General features: G+C 70.4%; 16 protein-coding genes and 1 riboswitch. Of the genes, 7 read left to right on the forward strand and 9 right to left on the reverse strand.

Annotation, left to right across the window (positions count from 1 at the left end; translation table 11 throughout):
* Nucleotides 1-369 precede the first annotated feature (369 nt).
* From OGH68_RS02265 to OGH68_RS02275, 3 genes are all read right to left on the reverse strand, one after another.
* Nucleotides 370-1,941: an RICIN domain-containing protein gene (locus tag OGH68_RS02265; RefSeq protein ID WP_264241624.1), complete on the reverse strand. Its 1,572-nt coding sequence runs from the start codon at nt 1,939-1,941 to the stop codon at nt 370-372.
* A 335-nt stretch (nt 1,942-2,276) separates the two neighbouring features.
* Nucleotides 2,277-3,560: an NAD(P)/FAD-dependent oxidoreductase gene (locus OGH68_RS02270; RefSeq protein WP_264241625.1), complete on the reverse strand. Its 1,284-nt coding sequence runs from the start codon at nt 3,558-3,560 to the stop codon at nt 2,277-2,279.
* A 61-nt stretch (nt 3,561-3,621) separates the two neighbouring features.
* Nucleotides 3,622-4,542 (reverse strand): ornithine cyclodeaminase family protein, encoded by a 921-nt coding sequence (locus OGH68_RS02275; protein ID WP_264241626.1) that lies wholly within the window; start codon nt 4,540-4,542, stop codon nt 3,622-3,624.
* 129 nt (nt 4,543-4,671) lie between these two features.
* Here OGH68_RS02275 and OGH68_RS02280 point away from each other — a divergent pair, with 129 nt between their 5' ends.
* The 4 genes from OGH68_RS02280 (at nt 4,672) to OGH68_RS02295 (ending at nt 9,307) form a co-directional block, all read left to right on the forward strand.
* Nucleotides 4,672-5,373, forward strand: coding sequence for a GntR family transcriptional regulator (locus OGH68_RS02280; protein ID WP_264241627.1), 702 nt, complete (start codon nt 4,672-4,674; stop codon nt 5,371-5,373).
* Nucleotides 5,374-5,638: 265 nt separating this feature from the next.
* Nucleotides 5,639-7,015, forward strand: a complete 1,377-nt coding sequence (locus OGH68_RS02285; protein WP_264241628.1) for an MFS transporter — start codon at nt 5,639-5,641, stop codon at nt 7,013-7,015.
* A 163-nt stretch (nt 7,016-7,178) separates the two neighbouring features.
* Nucleotides 7,179-7,904, forward strand: coding sequence for a response regulator transcription factor (locus tag OGH68_RS02290; protein ID WP_264241629.1), 726 nt, complete (start codon nt 7,179-7,181; stop codon nt 7,902-7,904).
* Entirely contained in the window at nt 7,901-9,307 is a 1,407-nt protein-coding gene (locus tag OGH68_RS02295) for a sensor histidine kinase (protein WP_264241630.1), read from the forward strand. Before OGH68_RS02290 ends, OGH68_RS02295 begins: the two co-directional genes overlap by 4 nt.
* Before the next feature lie 109 nt (nt 9,308-9,416).
* Nucleotides 9,417-9,582: riboswitch (TPP riboswitch) on the reverse strand.
* Between the two features lie 65 nt (nt 9,583-9,647).
* On the opposite strand, the gene OGH68_RS02300 is transcribed toward OGH68_RS02295, so the two are convergent.
* From OGH68_RS02300 to OGH68_RS02310, 3 genes are all read right to left on the reverse strand, one after another.
* A complete protein-coding gene (locus OGH68_RS02300; RefSeq protein WP_264241631.1) occupies nt 9,648-9,992 on the reverse strand; it encodes a sulfurtransferase TusA family protein in 345 nt (114 codons plus the stop codon).
* Nucleotides 9,989-11,254 carry an MFS transporter gene (locus OGH68_RS02305; protein ID WP_264241632.1) on the reverse strand — a complete coding sequence of 422 codons (1,266 nt, stop codon included), beginning with the start codon at nt 11,252-11,254 and terminating at the stop codon, nt 9,989-9,991. Before OGH68_RS02305 ends, OGH68_RS02300 begins: the two co-directional genes overlap by 4 nt.
* A 385-nt stretch (nt 11,255-11,639) precedes the next feature.
* The gene (locus OGH68_RS02310; RefSeq protein ID WP_264241633.1) at nt 11,640-12,317 is read right to left on the reverse strand and encodes an ArsR/SmtB family transcription factor; all 678 of its coding nucleotides are present in this window, start codon (nt 12,315-12,317) and stop codon (nt 11,640-11,642) included.
* Between the two features lie 85 nt (nt 12,318-12,402).
* Here OGH68_RS02310 and OGH68_RS02315 point away from each other — a divergent pair, with 85 nt between their 5' ends.
* The 3 genes from OGH68_RS02315 to OGH68_RS02325 all read left to right on the forward strand — a co-directional run bounded on the left by OGH68_RS02315 (nt 12,403) and on the right by OGH68_RS02325 (nt 15,843).
* Complete coding sequence (locus OGH68_RS02315) at nt 12,403-13,782, forward strand: MBL fold metallo-hydrolase (RefSeq protein ID WP_264241634.1); 1,380 nt, start codon at nt 12,403-12,405, stop codon at nt 13,780-13,782.
* Entirely contained in the window at nt 13,779-15,062 is a 1,284-nt protein-coding gene (locus tag OGH68_RS02320) for an MFS transporter (protein WP_264241635.1), read from the forward strand. The genes OGH68_RS02315 and OGH68_RS02320 overlap by 4 nt, the downstream gene beginning before the upstream one ends.
* 160 nt (nt 15,063-15,222) lie before the next feature.
* On the forward strand, nt 15,223-15,843 hold the full coding sequence (locus OGH68_RS02325; RefSeq protein ID WP_264241636.1) for a dihydrofolate reductase family protein: 621 nt from the start codon (nt 15,223-15,225) through the stop codon (nt 15,841-15,843).
* A 185-nt stretch (nt 15,844-16,028) separates the two neighbouring features.
* Here the strand turns inward: OGH68_RS02325 and OGH68_RS02330 are convergent, their stop codons facing one another.
* The 3 genes from OGH68_RS02330 to OGH68_RS02340 form a co-directional block, all read right to left on the reverse strand.
* Nucleotides 16,029-16,808 (reverse strand): carbonic anhydrase, encoded by a 780-nt coding sequence (locus OGH68_RS02330; RefSeq protein WP_264241637.1) that lies wholly within the window; start codon nt 16,806-16,808, stop codon nt 16,029-16,031.
* Nucleotides 16,809-17,077: 269 nt separating this feature from the next.
* Complete coding sequence (locus OGH68_RS02335; RefSeq protein ID WP_264241638.1) at nt 17,078-17,224, reverse strand: hypothetical protein; 147 nt, start codon at nt 17,222-17,224, stop codon at nt 17,078-17,080.
* Nucleotides 17,225-17,283: 59 nt separating this feature from the next.
* The gene (locus tag OGH68_RS02340; RefSeq protein WP_264241639.1) at nt 17,284-18,660 is read right to left on the reverse strand and encodes an NAD-binding protein; all 1,377 of its coding nucleotides are present in this window, start codon (nt 18,658-18,660) and stop codon (nt 17,284-17,286) included.
* Nucleotides 18,661-19,254 lie beyond the last annotated feature (594 nt).

The following is a 19,254-nucleotide window of genomic DNA, read 5'->3' on the forward strand; positions in this document are numbered from 1 at the left end:
GAATCGAGCACTGATCCGCGCACATCCGCGTCGACTCGGGCGCCGGCCAGAAATCGTTCATGAGCATCGACGAGCCCACCGATGCTGTCCCAGGCGACAGACAACGGGATCACATCCCTCACCTGGAGGCGGCCCCGTGACGCGCCGCGGCTCGGCTCAACCTCCGGCAGAGGCCTCCAAGCGACTGTCCAAGTCTTATGTGAGCTGTTCACAACGCAGGTCAGGGGTTCCGGCGGAGGTTTTGTACGCCCTCGACGAAGTCGGCCGCGATGCGACGCCCGCTCCACCCGGGAGCTGTCCGGGCTTCCCGGACAGCTCCCGGAAGTCGGCGCGGCTACCCAGTGGCCCCGAGCAGCCGGCCGAGGTGGACTACGGCAGGACCTGGTTGCCGCCGAAGGTCACGACCAGGTGGCCGTCCGCGGCGAAGCGCCAGTCCAGGGAGCCGGAGTAGGACGAGCACCGGGAGCCGTTGGAGCCCGACCAGAACTGGTTGGAGCCGTCGGCGTTACCGATGATCCGGTCGTTGGACCCGCTGTCGCAGGAGGTGTTGTCCCGGAACACGGACGAGCCGCCGTCGAAGTTGAAGTTGCGTTCCGTGTTGCCGACGGCGGCGTTGCCCGAGACCGTCATCGAGCCGGTGTTGCTGTTGTAGGTGAACCCGTGCTTGCCGTTGTCGTAGGCGATGTTGTTCCGCACCACATGGTCGACGCCGATGCCGTCACCGCCCAGCTTGTAGCCGTTGCGGTCACCGTTCCCCGCCTGCGAGCCGTCCGAGAGCGTGCCGTTCTCGTAGGCCAGGGAGTTCTCGATGGTCACCTTGCCGATCGGGCCGGTGTCGGTCTTGGTGTACAGGTCGTAGCCGTCGTCGATGTTGTTGTGGGAAACGGTGTAACGGAACGTGTTCCCCGGTCCGACCGTCAGCTTCGGCGCGAAGCCGTCGGCGTCCTCCCCGTCGGAGTCGGCGTTGTCGTGCGAGACGGCACTGAGGACGAGGTTGTTCGCCGGCCAGTCCGACTCGGGGGTGTCGGAGGCGATCCGCGACAGCTGCAGCCCGCTGTCCCGGTTGAACCGCGTCACCGTGCGCTCGATGATGTTGTTGCTGCCCCCGACGAAGATGCCGTTGTCACCGGCGCGCTCGACCACGATGCCGTAGACGTGCCAGTAGTCCCCATTGACCCGCAGCCCGCGGTTGGAGGAGCTCTCGCTCTGGGCGGAGAAGTTCAGCACCGGCGTCTCGCCCGGATAGGCCCGCAGCTCCGTGCGGTCACCCGAGGAGCCGTTGTTCCCCGGCTCGATGGTGACCGTCTGCGAGTGGTTGTACGTCCCGCCCCGCAGGTAGATCGTCCCGCCGGAGGAGACCCGGCCGATCGCAGAAGCCAGCGTCGTCGGGTCCGACTCGGTTCCCGACGCACCGTCACGGCCTCCCGGTGCCACATACAACGCGCCCTCGGCCGGCGGCCCGCCTCCGTCACCTTCCACAGGGATCAGGGCGAACTGCTGGTTGACGCCGTCGTGCGGGGTGTGTTGCGAGATGCGTGCGCCGTCGGCGGTGGACCACTCCCAGACGTCGAGGGCCTTGCCGCTGAAGCGGTTGATGAACCGGTAGTAGCCGTCCCCGAGGTCCTCCGGCCACCACTGCTGGTTCTCCCCGCCGACGTCGGTCCACTGCACGATCTGTGCGCCGTCGGCGGGGTCCCACTCGAAGACGTCGAGAACCTTGCCGGAGTGGCGGGCCTGGATGCGGTAGAACCCGTCACCGGCGTCCAGGAAGCGGAACTGCTGGTTGGGGACGTCGGAGCGGGACCACTGGATGAGGCCGGCCCCGTCCTCGGTGCCGTGGGCCTGGATGTCCAGGACCTTGCCCGAGTGGCGGGACTGGATGACGTACCAGGTGTCGGATGCCGGCTGGGCCTGACTGGGAGTCGCGCCGAACAGACCCATCAGTAGAGCGCAAACGCTTGCTAACGCCACGCCGATCCAGCTGTGCCGACGTCTCCGACCACGCTGTTCACGCGGAGGTGAGGACTGTGATGACATGGTTCCGACCCCTTTCGATAAGTGTACAGATAGGGATGTTTCGCATGACGGGAGCGCTCCCAATAGGCCGGGAACGTAGCAATCAGGTCATGAACCCGTCAACAGAAAGAACAGAAAGCGCTATCTACATGTGCGAAAAACGCAGCGTTCCGGCGGGCACCGGAGTCCGCCCTCGGTGCTGACGGTGGCGTCAGCACCGAGGGCGGACGCCCGGCGCGACGGACAGGCGCCTGGCGCCTTCAGCTGTCCCCCAGGGCACGAACTCGTCGCGAGGCAAAGCGTCGCGGGCTGAAGGAGAGGCCCGTGCGGGCGATGCCGGAGGACTGGTGACTGCCTCTGACCTGTGCGGCGACGAGTTCGGCCGTCACGGGCGCCAGGGTCACTCCGAGCATGCAGTGTCCGCTCGCGACCAGCAGGTTGTTCCTGCCCGGCAGTGACCCGACGATCGGCAGTCCGTCCGGTGTCATCGGGCGCAGCCCCGTCCAGCCGTGGGGCCGGGCCGTCGACGGGAAGCGCGGCAGGTAGTCGTGGGCGGAGCGGACGATGCCTCGCAGACGACGAGGATCGATGGTTGCGTCGAAGCTGCCGAACTCCATCGTGCCGGCGAAGCGCAGTCGGTCCGACAACGGCGTGACGGCCACCTTCGCCTCGCCGAGGTACACGGAGTGCCGCAGCGTCACCGAGCCGCTGGTGTCGTCGTACCCGTATCCCTTGCCGGGCTGGATGGGCAGAGGGAATCCGGCCAGCCGCGACAGCGAGCCCGTGTGCACGCCCGCCGCCAGGACGAACAGGTCGCCGGAGACCTCCTCGCCCCCCGCCAGGACCGAGGTCACCACCGGGCCACGGCAACGTACGCCGGTGACCGGCCTGTCGTACAGGAACCGGACGCCGAGCTCCCGGCAGCGGGCTTCCAGGCCCTTGACCAGACTCGCCGGGTCGACGTGCCGTTCCTGCGGGCACTGCAGGCCCGCCTGCACATTCCTGCCGAGCGCGGGTTCGAAATCCCTCAGCTCGTCGCCGGAGAGGGGAGCGGCGGTGTGGCCGATCCGCTCCAGTGGCGCTGCTGCCTCCACGTAGCCCCGCATGGTCTCCCGGGTGCGGAAGACCATGAGCTGGCCGGTGCGGTGGTACTCGAATCGCACGCCGTCCTTCTCGTACTCGTCGAAGAGGGAGACGGTCCGTTCGTTGAGGGAGGCGAGGGCTTCCAGGCCTTGGTGGAAGTCCCGGGGATTGCAGTGGCGCAGCATGCTCAGCATGAAGCGCACGTGCTCGGGGCGCGGGGACGGCCGGACGTACAGCGGGCTGTCCTTGCGGGCCATCCACCGCAGCGCCTGCCCGATCATGCCGGGTGCGGGAACGGGAGCCGACATGATGGGAACGATCCAGCCGGCGTTGTGGATCGACGCTCCGTTCTCACCGCGCGTCGCGTCCACCACGGTGACGGCCAGTCCGTCGCGTGCGAGCCGGTAGGCGGTGGCCAGTCCGATCACGCCGGCACCGACGATCACTGCACTGTCTGCCATCGTTCTTGGGCCTTCCTCTTGTTCGGACCGGATTGCGTTGTCCGGACCGGGTTGCGCCGGGTCAGGGGAGGAACTTCTCGGCCAGCAGGCGGGCGACGGCCCAGTCCTGCATGGCGACGCCGACGGTCTTGAACACGGTCCGCTTGCCGCGGTCCGCCGAGGGGGCGGTCAGGGCGGTGCCGAGCTCGATGAGGGCGTCCTCGGTGACGGCACCGGCTTCGAGGGCGTGGATGATCTCGCCGGACTCTTCCAGGATCGCGTCGAGTTCGTCGATGACGACGGTACTGCCGGCGAGCAGCTCGTCGGGCAGCTCGCGCATGGTGGGGCGGTAGGCGCCGATGGCGTTGACGTGCACCTGCGCGGGCAGCGCCGCCTCGGTGAAGAGCGGGCTGGTCGCATTGGTCGCGCAGCAGACGATCTCGGCGTCCTGGACGGCGGACTCCGCGTCGGCCGCGGTGCGGAGCTCCACTCCAGCCAGCTCGGGCTCCAGCACCTCGAGGAGGGCCTGGGCGCGTCGTGGGTCGGCGTCCACGACGGTCAGCCGGCGCAGCGGTCGTACCGCGTGGACGGCGCGGACCTGGTCGGGGGCCTGCCCGCCGGCGCCGATCAGGGTCAGCCGCCCGGCCTCCGGTGCCGCGAGGAGGTCGGTGGCGACGCCGATCGCCGCGCCGGTGCGCAGCGTCGTCACCGCCCCGGCGTCGGCGACCAGATGGTCCAGGCGGCCGGTCTCGCTCCACACCACCGTGCCCGCGATGGCGGGCTTGCGCTCGAAGTTCAGGCTCAGCGTCTTGATCATTGCCGACGCGGTCGGCCGGTGGTGCGCGGACATCACCAGGAACTGTCCGTCCCGCAACGCGGTGCGGGTGGGCATCTCGAAGGCTCCACGGGCGAGGTCGACGAAGCCGCGTCGCACGGCATCGATCGCCTCGGCCATGGTCACGGCCTCGCGGATCTCACGCTCACCGACGGTGATGGTCTTCATGGCACTCCGCTTCGTCGCAGGTTCTTCCTCGGCCGCCTGCACGGGAGGAGCCAGTAAGGTATTACACCTCACTGATCGGGGCAAGAGAGCGTCGTCGACGCGTCGGGTGTCCCGTGTTATGCATAAGGCGTGACCACTTCACGCCCGTCGACGGGTCCCGCACGCAGCCGGCAGCTCAAGTCCGTGAGCCTCCGCGAGCAGGCACGGGAGGCGGTGCGGACACAGATCGTGCTGGGGCAGATCGAACCCGGACGGGTGGAGAGCGTCATCAACGTCGCCGCGACGCTCGGCGTCTCGGTCACCCCGGTCCGGGAAGCGATCATGGACCTCGCCAATCTCGGCATGGTCGAGATCATCCGCAACCGCGGGTTCCGCGTTCCGGTGCTCACCGACCATGACCTCGACGAGATCTTCCGCATCCGCACGATGCTCGAAGCCCCCGCCATGGCCGACGTCGCCGGAACGCTGAACGGAGCCCCCGCGCCCCGGTTCCGGAAGCTCGCCGAACAGATCACCGACGCCGCACGCGAAGGAGATCTCACCTCCTTCCTCGACCTGGACCGGCAGTTCCATCTCGGCCTGCTCGAACTGCTGGGAAATCGCCGGCTCGTGGCGATGGTCGGCCAGCTGCGCGACCAGGCCCGCATGCAGGGCCTGCAGAAGCTCGCGGATCAGGGCGAGCTGACCCGGTCCGGCGAGGAGCACATCGCCATCGTGGACGCCCTCGAGTCCGGGGACGGCGACCTGGCCACCGAGCTCATGCGCAAGCACCTCGCCCACAGCCGCGGAATCTGGGCAGGCCGGGCCGAGGGCGACTCCGCCGGTTCCTGACTCGAGCGACATCAGCCCCGAGTCTTGACACGGGGCGACGATCGGCCAATCCTCTGCTGAAGCAGTAAGGCATTACACCTCACACCTCGAGACGGCCGTTCGCCTCTCACCTTCCCTCTGCACCCGCAGCGGCCCGTCATCTCCGAGCCGGCATCACGGTGCGTGCGCACCCCTCTCCATCGGTGAGGTATTACACCTCATGATTGCTCGTGGATGCGGTGGGTCGCAACGCCGCCCAGGCACCGGCTGACAACAAGGAGGACCAGTGCGCAGTTCCCTCATCGACGACGCCCGCTTCCGGCCGTTCCACAGAAAGATGTTCGCACTCACCGCCGGCGGACAGTTCCTCGACGGTTACCTGCTCAGCATCGTGGGCGTGGTGGTCCTGGGCATGAGCGACCTCGGAATGTCGGCGAGCGAGGAAGGGATGATCGGCGCCTCCGCGCTGATCGGCCTCTTCGTCGGCGGCCTGGTCTTCGGGCGGGTGACGGACCGCATCGGCCGCCAGCTGCTCTTCACCCTCCACTTCGTAGTGATCGCCGCGGCCTCGGTCGCGTCCATGTTCGTGAGCGATCCGGCCCTGATGGTCGCCCTGCGGTTCCTCATCGGAATCGCTCTCGGCGCCGACTACGCCATCGGCAGCGCACTACTGTCGGAGTGGCTGCCGAAGGCACAGCGGGGCCGTGTCATGGGGATGCTGATCATGGCCTGGTTCGTGGGGGCCACGGCCGCCTACGCCGTCGGCTACACCCTGATCAATGTCATGGGCACCGAGGCATGGCGCTGGGCCCTGGGCAGCGCCGCCGTCCCGGCCGTCGCGTTCATCATCGCGCGCATCGGTACGCCGGAGTCGCCCCGCTGGCTCGTCAGCCGCGGTCGCCTGGACGAGGCGCAGGCCGTACTGACCCGTGTCTACGGCAAGGAGGCCACTCCGGAGGCGATCGCATCCCTGGTGGACGACGAGACCTCGCGCGGCCTGGGCTTCGCCGAGGTCTTCCGTGGCGAATACCTCAGGCGCACCGCCTTCGTCAGCCTCTTCTGGCTCCTGCAGATCGTTCCGCTGTTCGCGATCTACACCTTCGGCCCGACGATCCTCAGCGCGTTCGGGATGTCCGCCGGCAACGGCTCGATCATCGGATCGGCGCTGATCAGCCTGCTCTTCCTGGCCGGTTGCCTCCCCGCACTGCGCCTCATCGACACATGGGGACGGCGCCCTCTCATCGTCTGGTCGTTCGCCCTCATGGCGGTCCCGCTCGCCGTCCTCGGCCTGGCGCCCACCGCACCCGTCGCCGTCGTTCTCGTGTGCTTCTGCGCCTACGCCCTCTTCTCCGGCGGCCCGAGCATTCTCGAATTCATCTACCCGACCGAGCTGTTCCCGACCGAGGTGCGCGCGACCGCGGTGGGAGTCGGCACGGCGGTCAGCCGTATCGGCGCCGCCATCGGAACGTACCTCCTGCCCGTGGGGCTGGACCGCATCGGCGCCGGCCCCACCATGCTGATCATGGCCCTGATCACCCTTCTGGGATTCGCCGTCTGCGTCACGTTGGCTCCCGAGACCCGCGGTCGCCATCTGGCCGAGTCCAGCCGCGTCCCCACGCCCGGCGCCACGTCGGCCGAACGGCCCGCCGACGTCGTCGGGTGAGCGATCCCCCTCCCGCCCCCGGCTCCTGACGGAACGCCGAGCGAACCGGGGACCCGGCGCCTCGTCGACATGCAGCCCGACCGTCGGGCCCCCGGCCGGGCATCGGTCGGCCGCGAACCTCCTTGCTTTCCCCTGCAGATCAGGCCTCACTAAGGTGCGTCACGTGCGAGTACTCCTGGTAGAAGACGATGAGCCGGTCGCCCAGTCGCTCCGGCGCGGGCTGATTCGCTATGGGTTCGAGGTGGAGTGGGTCGCCACGGGCAGGGCCGCGCTGGACGCGGACCCCGTATTCGATCTGATCCTGCTCGACCTCGGGCTGCCCGACACCGATGGGCTCGACGTGTGCCGGGCGCTCCAGAAGCGCGGAGACTCGGTCCCGATCATCGTGATCAGCGCCCGCAGCGACGAGACCGATCGCGTCGTCGGCCTGGAGCTCGGCGCCGACGACTACGTCTCCAAGCCTTTCGGGGTGCGCGAGGTCATCGCCCGGATCAGAGCGGTCATGCGCCGCGTCACTCCGAGTCCCGCGCAGCAGGGGGCGCTCGACGCGGGCGGCCCCGACCGGTACGGGCACCGGCTGGCCGTCGACCGCAAGGCCGCCCGGGTCCACCTGGACGGCACGGAAGTGGCGCTCACCCCGAAGGAGTACGACCTGCTGGCATTCCTCACCGAGGAACCGGGCGCACTCATGTCCCGCGAACAGATCATGGAAGCGGTCTGGGACGCGAACTGGTTCGGGCCCACCAAGACGCTGGACGTGCATGTGGCCGCCCTTCGCCGCAAACTCACCGGGGCGATATCCATAGAGGCGGTGCGCGGAGTCGGTTTCCGCCTGATCGTCAACGACGGCATCAGCACCGGAGGCGACCCGGCCGGTACCACGCGATGATCCGCCAGCTGATCGTCAGCTACGTCCTGCTGGTCGCCGTCGCCGTCGCCGCCTTCACCGTGCCGGTCGCGTTCACCCTCACCGACCAACTCCGCGGCGACACCGAGTTGGCAGTGCGACGTGAGGCCACGACGATGGCGCTGCTCCTCGCCGACCCGGACCCCGCCTCCCGCGAGGCGCTGGTTCAGATGGCCGAGGCCTACGAGGACGAGACGCCGGGCACCGTCCAGGTGATCACGGCCCAGGGAGCCGGAGTGGCGCCGCTTCAGCGGCCTGCCCGGTCCGGCGAGCCGTACGACGCCGCGCTGACCCTCGCCCTGGAGAACGGGAAACGCAGTGTCGACTGGGGCTCCACCTTCGTCTGGGGCCGGCAGCTGACGATCACCGTTCCGGCGCGGTCCCAGACCGACCCCGGCGACATAGCGGGCGCCGTACGCATCACGTACAAGACCTCGGATCTCACCGAACGGCTGTGGACGATCTGGGGCTTCCGCGCGATCCTCGCCGTCGCCGTCCTGGCCGTGGCGGCCGGCCTCGGCGCTCTGGTGGCCCGTCGGCTGACCCGTCCGCTGCGCGAACTGAACGCCATGGCGAGCCGGTTCAGCGACGGAGATCTCACCGCACGGTCACCGGTCACCGGACCGGCGGAGACCCAGACACTGGCACGCACGCTCAATCAGGGTGCCGAGCGCCTCGACACTCTGGTCGCGGCCCAGCGCATCTTCGTCGCCGACGCCTCGCACCAGCTCCGCACACCCCTGACGGCGCTGCGGCTGTCCCTCGACAACATCGCGGACGGAATCGACGACGACTTCGTCCGCCAGGACGTTGATCAGGCCACCGCGGAGGTGGTGCGGATGAGCCGGCTCGTCAACGGGCTGCTGGTGCTGGCCCGGGCGGAGGCCAAGGTGTCGGCCGTCGAGCCGCTCCCCCTGCGGGAGACGGTGGAGGAGCGGCTCTCGGTGTGGCGGCCGGCCGCCGACGAGCGAGGAGTGGCGATCACGCTGGCGAAGGAGTTCGACGGCCGGCTGCAGGCGCTGTCCAGTCCCGGCCACCTCGAGCAGGTGCTGGACAACGTGCTCTCCAACGCCCTGGCAGTCTCTCCCGACGGCGGGACGATAACCGTGCGGGCGGAAGTCCAGCCGGACGAGGTGGTACTGGAGATCCTGGACCAGGGCCCCGGCATGTCGGCCGCCGAGCAGTCGCGGGCCTTCGACCGGTTCTGGCGTGGCCAGGGACTGACCGGCAGGTCCGGGTCGGGGCTCGGTCTCGCCATCGCCAAGCAGCTGGTGACCGACGACGGCGGCCGCGTCGCCCTGCGGGACGCTCCGGGCGGCGGGCTCTGCGTGCGGATCGCGCTGCGGCTCAGCTCCCGGCAGGCATCACCGAGGAGTGGTGGCTGACGACGAGGGAGTGGTGGCCGACGTCGAGCCGTTCGGCGCCGCGCCTCCCGTACTCGTACGGGTACACGTACGTCCCGCGGTGCGACTGCCCGCCGCCTCGACACACGAAAAACCTACGAGACGGGCTCCCTGCGCCGGCATTGTCCGGATCAGGTGATGGGGGTCGTCCTCCGGTCTTCCGACCTTCAGACCTCTCAGCCCGACCGTCGACGTCGGCCCCGGCGGCAACTTCCGCCAAAGTCGGCTACTCCGGTCGAACTCCCTCGCTCGCCCCGTAGGCACTACCAGGATAGTGCTCGACGCGCACTCGCAAAAGGGGTGAAACCATAGAAATTGACCCTTATCGCCCGGCTTGTGTTTCAGCGGACCGCGCCGGTCCCGCGAAGCCCCGCGGCCGGTGCCAGGGCGCATCGGGGCGGGTGGGCGTCGGCCGCGCGGCGAGGTGGAGGGCGTAGACGTCCCGATCGTGGTCAGGGACGGGTCCGAGGTAGTGGTGGCCGGTCATGTGACACCAGGCGGGCAGGTCCAGCGGGGCGGCCGGGTCGGTGGCGATGACGTGAACGACGGTGCCCGGTTCGGCGCCGTCGATCTCTTCGCGGAGGCGGAGCAGGAGGGTGACGCACAGCAGGCCGGTGCCGTCGACGGTGATGTCCGGCGCGGGGCTCTCGTGATTCATGGGGCTCATCGGCGGTACGCGGTGGCAGCGACGGCGGGCAGGAGGGCGAGGGAAAGGATGCCGCCGGTGAGGGCGAGGGCGGGGTAGCCGGTGGCGGCGACCATGATGCCGGAGGCCATACCGCCGGTGGCGCCGGCGATCGCGATGGAGACGTCGACCAGGCCCTGGGTCTTTGCGCGGGTGGCCAGTGGCACGGTGTCCGTGATGATCGCCGTACCGGCCACGAGGCCGAAGTTCCAGCCCAGCCCCAGCAGCGCGAGAGCAAGCGCGAGGAGGCCGACGGAGTCCCCGGGTGCCGCGGCGGCGAGGACCCCGGAGGCCAGCAGGGTGACGCCGGAGGCGGCGGCGATCCTCATGCGGCCGTAGCGGTCGACAAGCCAGCCGGTCAGCGGAGAGGGCAGGTACATGGCGCCGATGTGGACGGCGATGACGAAGCCGGAGGCGGCGGTGCCGTGGCCGTGGTCGTGCATGTGGATCGGCGTCATGGTCATGATCGCGACCATGACGAGCTGGGTGAGGACCATGACCAGCGCGCCGAGGACGACGCCCCCGCCACCCGCGCTCGTGTCGTCGACGTCGGCGGCCGGGTGCGCAGAGGCGTCGGCTTCCTTCACCCGGGCCACGGTGCGGGCCAGGAGGAGCGGGTCGGGGCGCAGCCAGAGGGCGAGAACGAGCGCGGCCAGTGCGTATGCCGCACCGGAGAGGATGAAGGGCCCCGCGAGATTCGGGATGCCGAGGTTTTCGGCGAGCGTTCCGGTCGGGGCGGCGAGGTTGGGGCCGGCAACGCCGCCGAGGGTGGTGGCGACCAGGACGGTGGAGACGGCCCGGCCCCGGTGGCCGGGTGCGGCGAGGTCGGCTCCGGCGTAGCGGGCCTGGAGGTTGGTGGCGGTGCCGGCGCCGTAGACGAACAGGGCGATGAACAGCAGCACCGGGTCGTCCAGGACGGCGGCGATGATGACGCCCGCGGAACCGATGGCGCCTATGAGGTATCCGGTCGCGAGTCCGGGGCGGCGGCCGCGGGCCTGGGAGATGCGTCCGACGGCGACGGCGGCCAGCGCGGATCCGGCGGTGAACAGGGCGCTTGGCAGTCCGGCGAGGCCGGTGGAGCCGAGCATGTCCTGGGCGAGGAGAGCGCCGACGGTGACGCCGGCGGCCAGGCCCGCGCCGCTCAGGACCTGGGAGGCGACCAGGACGCGCAGGACGCGGCGCTGCGCCTGGGCGGGGTCGGACATGTGGGCCGTCGTGTCGGCGGGGGCGGCGCTGCTGGTCATGTTCTCTTCCGGGACAGGGGTGCGGGCGGGGTGGCGCACCGGCACGGGTCCGGTTCCGGGGGCTGGGGTCCGGTGCGCAAGGGGATGTGTTCGCCAGTCGGCGTCGAGGGCCTGGGTGAGGTCGGCGGTCAGATCGGCAACCCGGATGCGGGCCTCGGCCGGCGCCGGGCGAGGCTTCTCGGCGCGGGGTGGCCGCTGGAGGGGTTGCCGAATTCCGTCGGACACGGCGGCATGGCCTGGGCGACGCGCGGGTCGACCGGTGCGGTGGCGTTGTGATCGAGGCGGACCGGTCCGCCGGCCGGTCCCCGGTGCGGCGCGCCGGCCGGTCCCGGGTGCGGAAGGCCCGCCGGTCCCGGGTGCGGCGGGAGGTCGCCGCCCGGGCCGGTCACGTCAGGTCCGAGGCGTCGACGGGCAGTTCCGAAAGGCGCCACTCCAGCATGCCGTCGTTGAGACGGATCGCCCGACGCCCGCAGCCGGTCAGCAGCCGCACCGCGTCGTAGGCGAGGACGCAGTACTCGCCGCGGCAGTAGACGACGATCTCGGCCTCCTCGGGCAGTTCGTCGATCCGCTCGGCCAGCTCCTCGGCCGGAATGGAGATCGCGCCCGGAATGTGCCCGGCCCGGTATTCCTCCACCGGCCGGACGTCCAGCATGACGACGCCCCCGGACTCCACCCGGGCCCGCAGTTCTTCGCGAGAGACTTCCGCCCCAGCGTCCTGCCCGAGGTAGGCGTCGCGGGCGGCCGGGACCGTCGCCTGGTGCTTCTCGGCGACCTTGCGCAGCAACGCGAACAGCTGGGCGACGTCGTCGCCGGCCAGTCGGTAGTGGATGCGCACGCCCTCGCGTCGGGTGGCCACGAACCCGGCCTGCTTGAGGATCTGCAGATGCGCCGACGCGGTGGTCAGGTTCAGGCCCGCCGCCTTCGCCAGCGCGTCGACAGTGCGCTCGCCCTGGGCCAGCAGATCCAGCAGCTCCAGTCGCTTTCCGCTGGCCAGCGCCTTGCCGCCGGCCGCGAACGCGTCGTACAGCCGCGACTTCGTCGCGCTCTTCGTGTTCTCCGGCAAGACATCCTCCATAAATCCATGGATTATTGTAGATGAGTGAGGGGATCGTGACCACACACCCTGTTCCGAGATCTTGGAGGAGGCCATGGGCTTCGCGGACGATCACCTCGTCCCGCTCGTAGACGAAGGGCTGGGCAACAGCGCTTATCTGCTCGACCTCGGTGACGGCCGCGCCCTGGCCATGGATGCCAGTCGTGACCTGCGCGCCCTGCACGCGGCGGCCGAGCGGCGCGGCCTGCATGTCGCGTTCGCCGCGGACACGCATCTGCACGCCGACTTCCTGTCCGGCGCCGTCCAGCTCGGCCACGACGCCGGCGCAACGGTGCTCGCCTCCGCGGCCGGCCGCCGCGCCTTCGCCCACCGGGGCCTCGCGGACGGTGACGAGGTCGACCTGGGCGGCCTGACGCTGCGGGCCCTGGCCACGCCGGGGCACACCGACGAGCACCTGTCGTTCCTGCTGCTGGACGGCTCCCGGGAGCTCGGGGTGTTCACCGGCGGGTCGCTGATCGTCGGCTCCGCCGCCCGCACCGACCTCCTGGGCGCCGACCGTACGGAGGAGCTGGCCCGCGCCCAGTACCGGTCGCTGAAGCGGCTGACCGCGCTGCCGGACGAGACCGCGGTGTGGCCGACCCACGGCGCCGGGTCCTTCTGCTCAGCCCCGCCCGGCACCGAGCGCACCACCACCATCGGCGCACAGAAGCAGACCAACGCGCTGCTCGGCGCGCCCGACGAGGACACCTTCGCGTCCCGGCTGACCGCGAGCCTGGGCACCTACCCCGCGTACTTCGACCGGCTCGCCGAGATCAACCGCCGCGGCCCCGCCGTGCTGACCGCGGATCCGCTGCTGCCCGCCCTGTCCCCCCAGCAGGTCCGGGCCCTGACAGCCGAGGGCGGCCACGTCGTCGACGTCCGGCCGGCCGCCGACTACGCCGCCGGTCACATCCCCGGCTCCCTGTCCATCCCCCTGCGCGACCAGTTCGCCACCTGGCTCGGCTGGCTCCTGCCCGACACCGCGCCTCTGGCGTTCGTCACCGGCGAGGACCAGGATCCGAGTGAGATCGTCCGGCAGGCATACAAGATCGGATACGAGCGCCTCGCCGGCCGCCTCGCCGGCGGCATGAGCGCCTGGCTCGCCGACGGCAACCGCCGGACCACCACCGCGTTCGTCACCGCCGACCGCGCCGCGGGCCGTCCCTACGTCGATGTGCGGCAGGAATCCGAGTTCGCCGCCGGGCACGTCCCGGACGCGGTGCACCTCGAGCTCGGCGGCCTTCCCGCTGCTGCCGCCGATGCCCCGCACGGTCCGGTCGTGGCCTGCGGGCACGGCGAACGCGCCATGACCGCCGCCAGCCTCCTGGAGCGTGCCGGCCACACCGATGTCGCCGTCCTCGACGGCGGACCGGCCGACTACGCCGCCCACCACGGACTGCGGCTCGTGAAGGGAACCGAGAACACCCGCTCGTGAACGCCACCCCTGCGGCCGCCCCATCGACCGACGCCGCCGGGCGGCCGATACGGCTCGGTCTGCGGGAGAACCGGCTGCAGTTCAGCCTGCTGGTCGTCGTCAACGTCTGCGTCGGTGGCCTGGTCGGCCTCGAGCGCACCACCGTCCCGCTCATCGGCTCCGAGACGTTCGGGCTGACCAGTGACCTCGCGGTCTTCTCGTTCATCATCGCCTTCGGCCTCACCAAGGCCCTGACCAACCTCGCCGCCGGGGCGCTCACCGCCCGGTTCCGCCGCAAGCAGCTGCTGGTGGCCGGCTGGCTGATCGGCATCCCCGTCCCCTTCGCCCTGGCCTGGGCGCCGTCGTGGGGCTGGATCGTCGCCGCCAACGTCCTGCTCGGCCTGAACCAGGGACTGACCTGGTCGATGACCGTCAACATGAAGATCGACCTCGTCGGCCCCTCACGCCGGGGCCTGGCCACCGGCCTGAACGAGGCCGCCGGATACACCGCAGTCGGCGTCACGGCCCTGCTCACCGGCTACCTCGCCACCGCTTACGGCCTGCGCCCGGTTCCCGAGCTCATCGGTGTCGTCTTCGTCGCCGCCGGGCTCGCCCTGGCCCTCGTCGTCCGTGACACCGCCGCCCACGTCGCCCTCGAACTCGCCCATCATCCCAAGCCCCTGACCACCGACGGGGACACCGGCCTGAAGGCCACGTTCGCCCGTACGTCCTGGCACAACCGCTCCTTGCGCGGCGCGAGTCAGGCCGGGCTGGTCAACAACCTCAACGACGGCCTCACCTGGGGCGTCTTCCCCCTGCTGTTCACCGACCACGGCCTCGGCCTGGCCGCCGTCGGCCTGATCAAGGGCCTCTACCCCATCCTGTGGGGCCTCGGGCAGATCCCCACCGGTCACCTCGCCGACCGCGTCGGCCGCAAGCCCCTCATCGTCCACGGCATGCTCGTCCAGGCCGCCGGGTTCGTCATCGCCCTCGCCCTGCTCGACCGGCCCCTGCTCTCAGGCATCCTGTCCGCCGTCGCCCTCGGCCTGGGCACCGCCATGGTCTACCCGGCCCTCATCGCGTCCGTCTCCGACCACGCCCACCCCGCCTGGCGGGCCAACGCCCTCGGCACCTACCGCTTCTGGCGCGACATCGGCTACGCCGCCGGCGCCCTGGTCGCCGGCATCCTCGCCGACACCCTCGGCCTGGGCGCCACCGTCGTCGCCGCCGCGGCCCTCACCGCAGCCTCCGGACTCCTCGCCGCCCACTGGATCACCGAGCACCGGCCCGGCGCCCACTGACCGACCGCTACCACCACGCCGCGGCGTGGCGCTGTCGATCCGGCAGGCGTACGTGCGGCGCGCCGCCCATGGTCAGGATTCGCCGTGCTGGAAGCTGCTGGACCGGGCCGTGCCACAGAATTGCGGGAGAACTCGCCGCTCGGCCATGAGGGAGAGAGCAGTGACCGGACGAATGGGCAGGGTGATCAGCGACATCACGATCTCGGCCGACGGTTACTCGGCCGGACTCGACCAGACCGAGGAGCGCCCGTTCGGCGACGACGGCGGCGACGGCTCGGGCGACAAGCTGCACGCCTGGATGTTCGACACCCCCGACGAGAACCGGGCCGAGGTCGAGCAGATGACCGCCGCCAGGGCATACATCATGGGGCGCAACATGTTCGGCCCGGTGCGCGGCGAGTGGGACCGGCAGTGGAACGGCTGGTGGGGCGACGATCCGCCGTTCCACGCGCCGGTGTTCGTGCTCACCCACCACGCGCGTGAGCCGCAGCCGATGGACGGCGGCACCACGTACTACTTCGTCACCGACGGAATCGCGTCGGCACTGGCACAGGCCCGCGCCGCGGCCGGGGACGGCGATGTCGCGATCCAGGGCGGCTCGACCACGATCAACCAGTACCTCGCCGCCGGCCTGATCGACGAGCTGCGGCTGCACATTGCGCCGCTCACGCTCGGCGCCGGCACGCGACTGTTCGAGGGCGTCCCGCCGCTGAAACTGGAGCAGGTGAAGTCGCGGGCGGCGAAACTGGCCACGCACGTGACCTACCGCGTGCTGTCCTGAACCGGAGGCGTTGTCGCACGGCTGCCGCGGGTTGTGACGCCGCGGCAGCCGTCCCTGAGGCCGCGTCACCGAGCGGACCGCAGACCGGCATTCGGGGTTGCGGGGCCCGCATCGCGTCGACGCCGGCCGGTCCGGCCGATTCGTAAGGACACGGGCCGGCCGGCGCAGGGCGGCCGGTGCAGCGATCAGGCGGCGGGGGCTCCCGTGAGGACTTCCACCCGGCCGGTCTCGAGCGAGTAGTAGGCGCTGACCACGGCCAGGTCGCCCTTCTTCACGAGCGGGGTGAGGGCGGGGTCGGACCGCAGCTCGGCGGCGGTCCGGTTGGCGTGGAGACGGATCATGGCGTCGATGGGGTCGGCGTGCTTGGTCTTGACGGTCTCCTCGTACGCCGGACGCAGGACGTCGGCGATCGACTGCAGGCTGCCCGGCAGCTTCTCGTCCTCCTTCAACGCCTTGTACGCCGCCTTGACGGCACCGCAGTTCTGGTGGCCGAGCACAACGACGAGCGGGGTTCCCGACGTGAGGGGCCCGTACTCGATGGAGCCGACGACCACCGGCTGCACGACCTGCCCGCCGGTGCGTATCACGAACAGGTCGCCGATCCCGGTGTCGAAGACCAGCTCCGGCGGTACCCGGGAGTCGATGCACGACACGATCACGCCGTAAGGATTCTGCGCGTCGGCGACGGCTGCGCGGCGGCGGGCGTCCTGGTTGGGGTGCTGCAGCACTCCGTTCACCCAGCGCTCGTTGCCCTTCATCAGCCTCGCGTACGCCGCCTTGGCGGAGTCCGGCCGTGGGCCCGCGGAGGGAGAAGGCGACGACGCCTCCGCACCGGCGTTCGCCGGATTCACCGAGTTCGCGCTGTCCTTGTCCGACGAACAGCCGGTGAGGACGGCCGCGGTGGCCGCCGCCAGCCCGCCGGTGAGAATGGCCCTGCGCTGAGGCCGCACAGCAGCACTACCCATGATTCTTCGCCTTCCAGTGTGGTGCCGAATCAGTCCGGAGGAATCAAGGGCGCCGGGTTGCCCAGGGAGCAGTGGAGCGGCTCTGTCATGGGCAGCCGTGGCCCGGTCCTCCGGCCCGTTCTCCGAAGTGGAGCGGGTGATGCCACTGTGGCGAGAAGTGCACTAACGCCCGTACAGCGTCCGTACAGCGCAGGGCAAACGCCCGTCCAATTCGCAGACGGTCACGGGTGGTCACAACGCTGCGCCGGTCCGCAGGGCTGCGGACGGTCTCACCAGGTCCGAGCGCCGCGCGGACCCGTCGGGGCGAGGATCCCGACCTCACGTGCCTCGACGTCGAGCACCGTCGGGGCGGCCTGCGGCTCCACCAGTGGTCCGGCCTGCGACATCAGCAGATGCCGCAGGCCGACCCCCGCCACGGCGAGGGACGGCGGCCCGAGTGCCCGATGACGGAACCTTCCCGACTCGCCATATCCCCTCAGCTTTCACGGACCTGCTGTGGGCCGTCGGCGTGCCTGTCCTGTGGGTGATCGCACCGGACCGCGTGGGGCCACTGCACGAAACTCCCGTTCGCGCGCTCCACGAGGAGCCGCTTGCCGTGTGCGAGTACGCCTCGCGGCCGTAGCCCGATCAGGCTTGCGGTCGTGAACGCGGCGCTCAGACTGCCCAGGTCGTGCACGATGCCGATCCTGAACAGGGACTGTGTCTCGGCGATGGCCTCGTGATCGCCCGCCCTGATCACCACACGCAGGTCAGGTGCGACCGCTCGTGCGGCTACGGAGACCGCGATGTTGTCCAGATCGTCGGAGGCGACTGCGGCCAGGGCCTGAGCCGTGTGGAGGCTGAGCCTGCGCAGCACGAACTTGTCGGTGGCGTCGGCGACGACGACGGGGACGCCGAGTGCTTTGGCCAGGCGGAGGTTGGGGGCCGCCGCGTCACGTTCCACCGCGATCACCCCGATACCGAGGTCCTGCAGCCGGGTGCACAGTCGCAGCCCCACCTGGCCGAGCCCGACGACCACCACGTGCCCCGCGCGGGGAAGCGCACGGGGGCCCACCATGCCGATCGAGCGAGGGGCCAGCAGGCGGTCGACCATGCCGGCGGTGAAGACGGCGGTGAAGACGATGGTGATGAGCATCGCCAGGCCGGCGAATACCAGATACGCGTTCGAGCCGTGCGCGGACGCGGGGCCGACGGTGGACACCGTTCGTACGGCCTCGAAGAAGGCTTCCGCCGGGGGCCGGTGATTGAAGGTCACGGACCAGCCCCAGTCCGCGAGGAGCACCGCGAGCAGCCCGGCGAGACCGGTCAGCATGATCCGCGAGCTGCCGTCGTGCGGTCGCAGCTGCCCTCTAATCTTTCCCAGCCTGGCCCGGTATCTCAGGGAGCGAGGCGGCCGGTACGTCTCGAGCCTCACGGTGTCCTCCTCCCACCGGGCGCCGACGTGGCCCGAGGAGGTCCGGTCGAGGGCCAGCAGGTCGGGCTGCAGGCACGCGGCGAGGAGTACGGGAGCGGCGACGTCGGCCGGCGACGTGACCCGGCAGTTGGGCACCACGCGCACGAGTTGGTCGGCCACCGTCCGGTCGAAGACCGTCACCACCAGCCTGACGCCGGGGCAGATGTGCTCGACGGCGAGCGCGTAGCGCAAGGACTGGACATCGTCGTCCAGAAGGATCGCGACACCGGCCACCTCCCGGTCGAGCACCTGGCGCAGATCGCCGTCCGTGGGTTGCGCCAGGTGGCGCACGAGGTGGCCCGCCGACCGCAGGGAACCACAGACCCTGCGCGCCATATCGCTGCCGATGACGACGAAATAGCGCTCCTGTCCTCCCCCCGCGGTGAGCGGACCACTCAACGCTTCATGCGGGTTCTCCTCGGCGTGGACGTCGCTGCGGGAATGCTCAGAGGTCGAATCAGAGGTCGAAGAGGCAGTCATCGGAACGGTAGGGCTCGCAGTCCAGGCAGCGGAGGGTCTGGCAGCCGTCGCAGCTGACGAGCAGCCGGCCGCAGTGGCACTCGGGGTCGCTTGTCGTGGCGGGCCGGCCGCCGGCGGCCGGTCCGCCGAGGATGACGCCGGTAGGCGGGGCTGACTGCCCGGATGCGGCATTCACTGGTCAACTCCCATCGGATAGTGGTCGGGTCTGGCCGTACGCCGCCCGTGCGGGCAGCTCCAACGGCAGAGGCTGACGTCGCGGGCGGAGGGGAAGCACCGTATGCCTGCGGATGTGCCCGCGGACGTGCCTGCCGTAATGCTTGCGAACGTGCCCGCTCAGTCCGGCCGACAGAGCCGGAGGACACATGGACAGTGGATCTGCTCCATCGCAACCGCAATCGCCCGAACCACCGGATTCGCTTGCGCAGGACGCCAGGAGCAGGAAGGGCCCCGGGACTCGCCGGCCCTCGATGAGGACCACCCTGGCCGGCGAAGAGCGCCGGGGGTCGCCCGGCG

It is taken from the genome of Streptomyces peucetius, assembly GCF_025854275.1.
GTDB classification, from domain to species: Bacteria; Actinomycetota; Actinomycetes; order Streptomycetales; family Streptomycetaceae; genus Streptomyces; species Streptomyces peucetius_A.

What these genes read in the sequence shown, in the direction of transcription:
- OGH68_RS02315 (WP_264241634.1), top strand. Translation starts at nt 12,403, where the DNA reads ATGGGCTTCGCGGACGATCACCTCGTCCCGCTCGTAGACGAAGGGCTG.
- OGH68_RS02270 (WP_264241625.1), bottom strand. Translation starts at nt 3,560, where the DNA reads ATGGCAGACAGTGCAGTGATCGTCGGTGCCGGCGTGATCGGACTGGCC.
- OGH68_RS02275 (WP_264241626.1), bottom strand. Translation starts at nt 4,542, where the DNA reads ATGAAGACCATCACCGTCGGTGAGCGTGAGATCCGCGAGGCCGTGACC.
- OGH68_RS02305 (WP_264241632.1), bottom strand. Translation starts at nt 11,254, where the DNA reads ATGACCAGCAGCGCCGCCCCCGCCGACACGACGGCCCACATGTCCGAC.
- OGH68_RS02300 (WP_264241631.1), bottom strand. Translation starts at nt 9,992, where the DNA reads ATGAGCCCCATGAATCACGAGAGCCCCGCGCCGGACATCACCGTCGAC.
- OGH68_RS02265 (WP_264241624.1), bottom strand. Translation starts at nt 1,941, where the DNA reads ATGGGTCTGTTCGGCGCGACTCCCAGTCAGGCCCAGCCGGCATCCGAC.
- OGH68_RS02330 (WP_264241637.1), bottom strand. Translation starts at nt 16,808, where the DNA reads ATGGGTAGTGCTGCTGTGCGGCCTCAGCGCAGGGCCATTCTCACCGGC.
- OGH68_RS02295 (WP_264241630.1), top strand. Translation starts at nt 7,901, where the DNA reads ATGATCCGCCAGCTGATCGTCAGCTACGTCCTGCTGGTCGCCGTCGCC.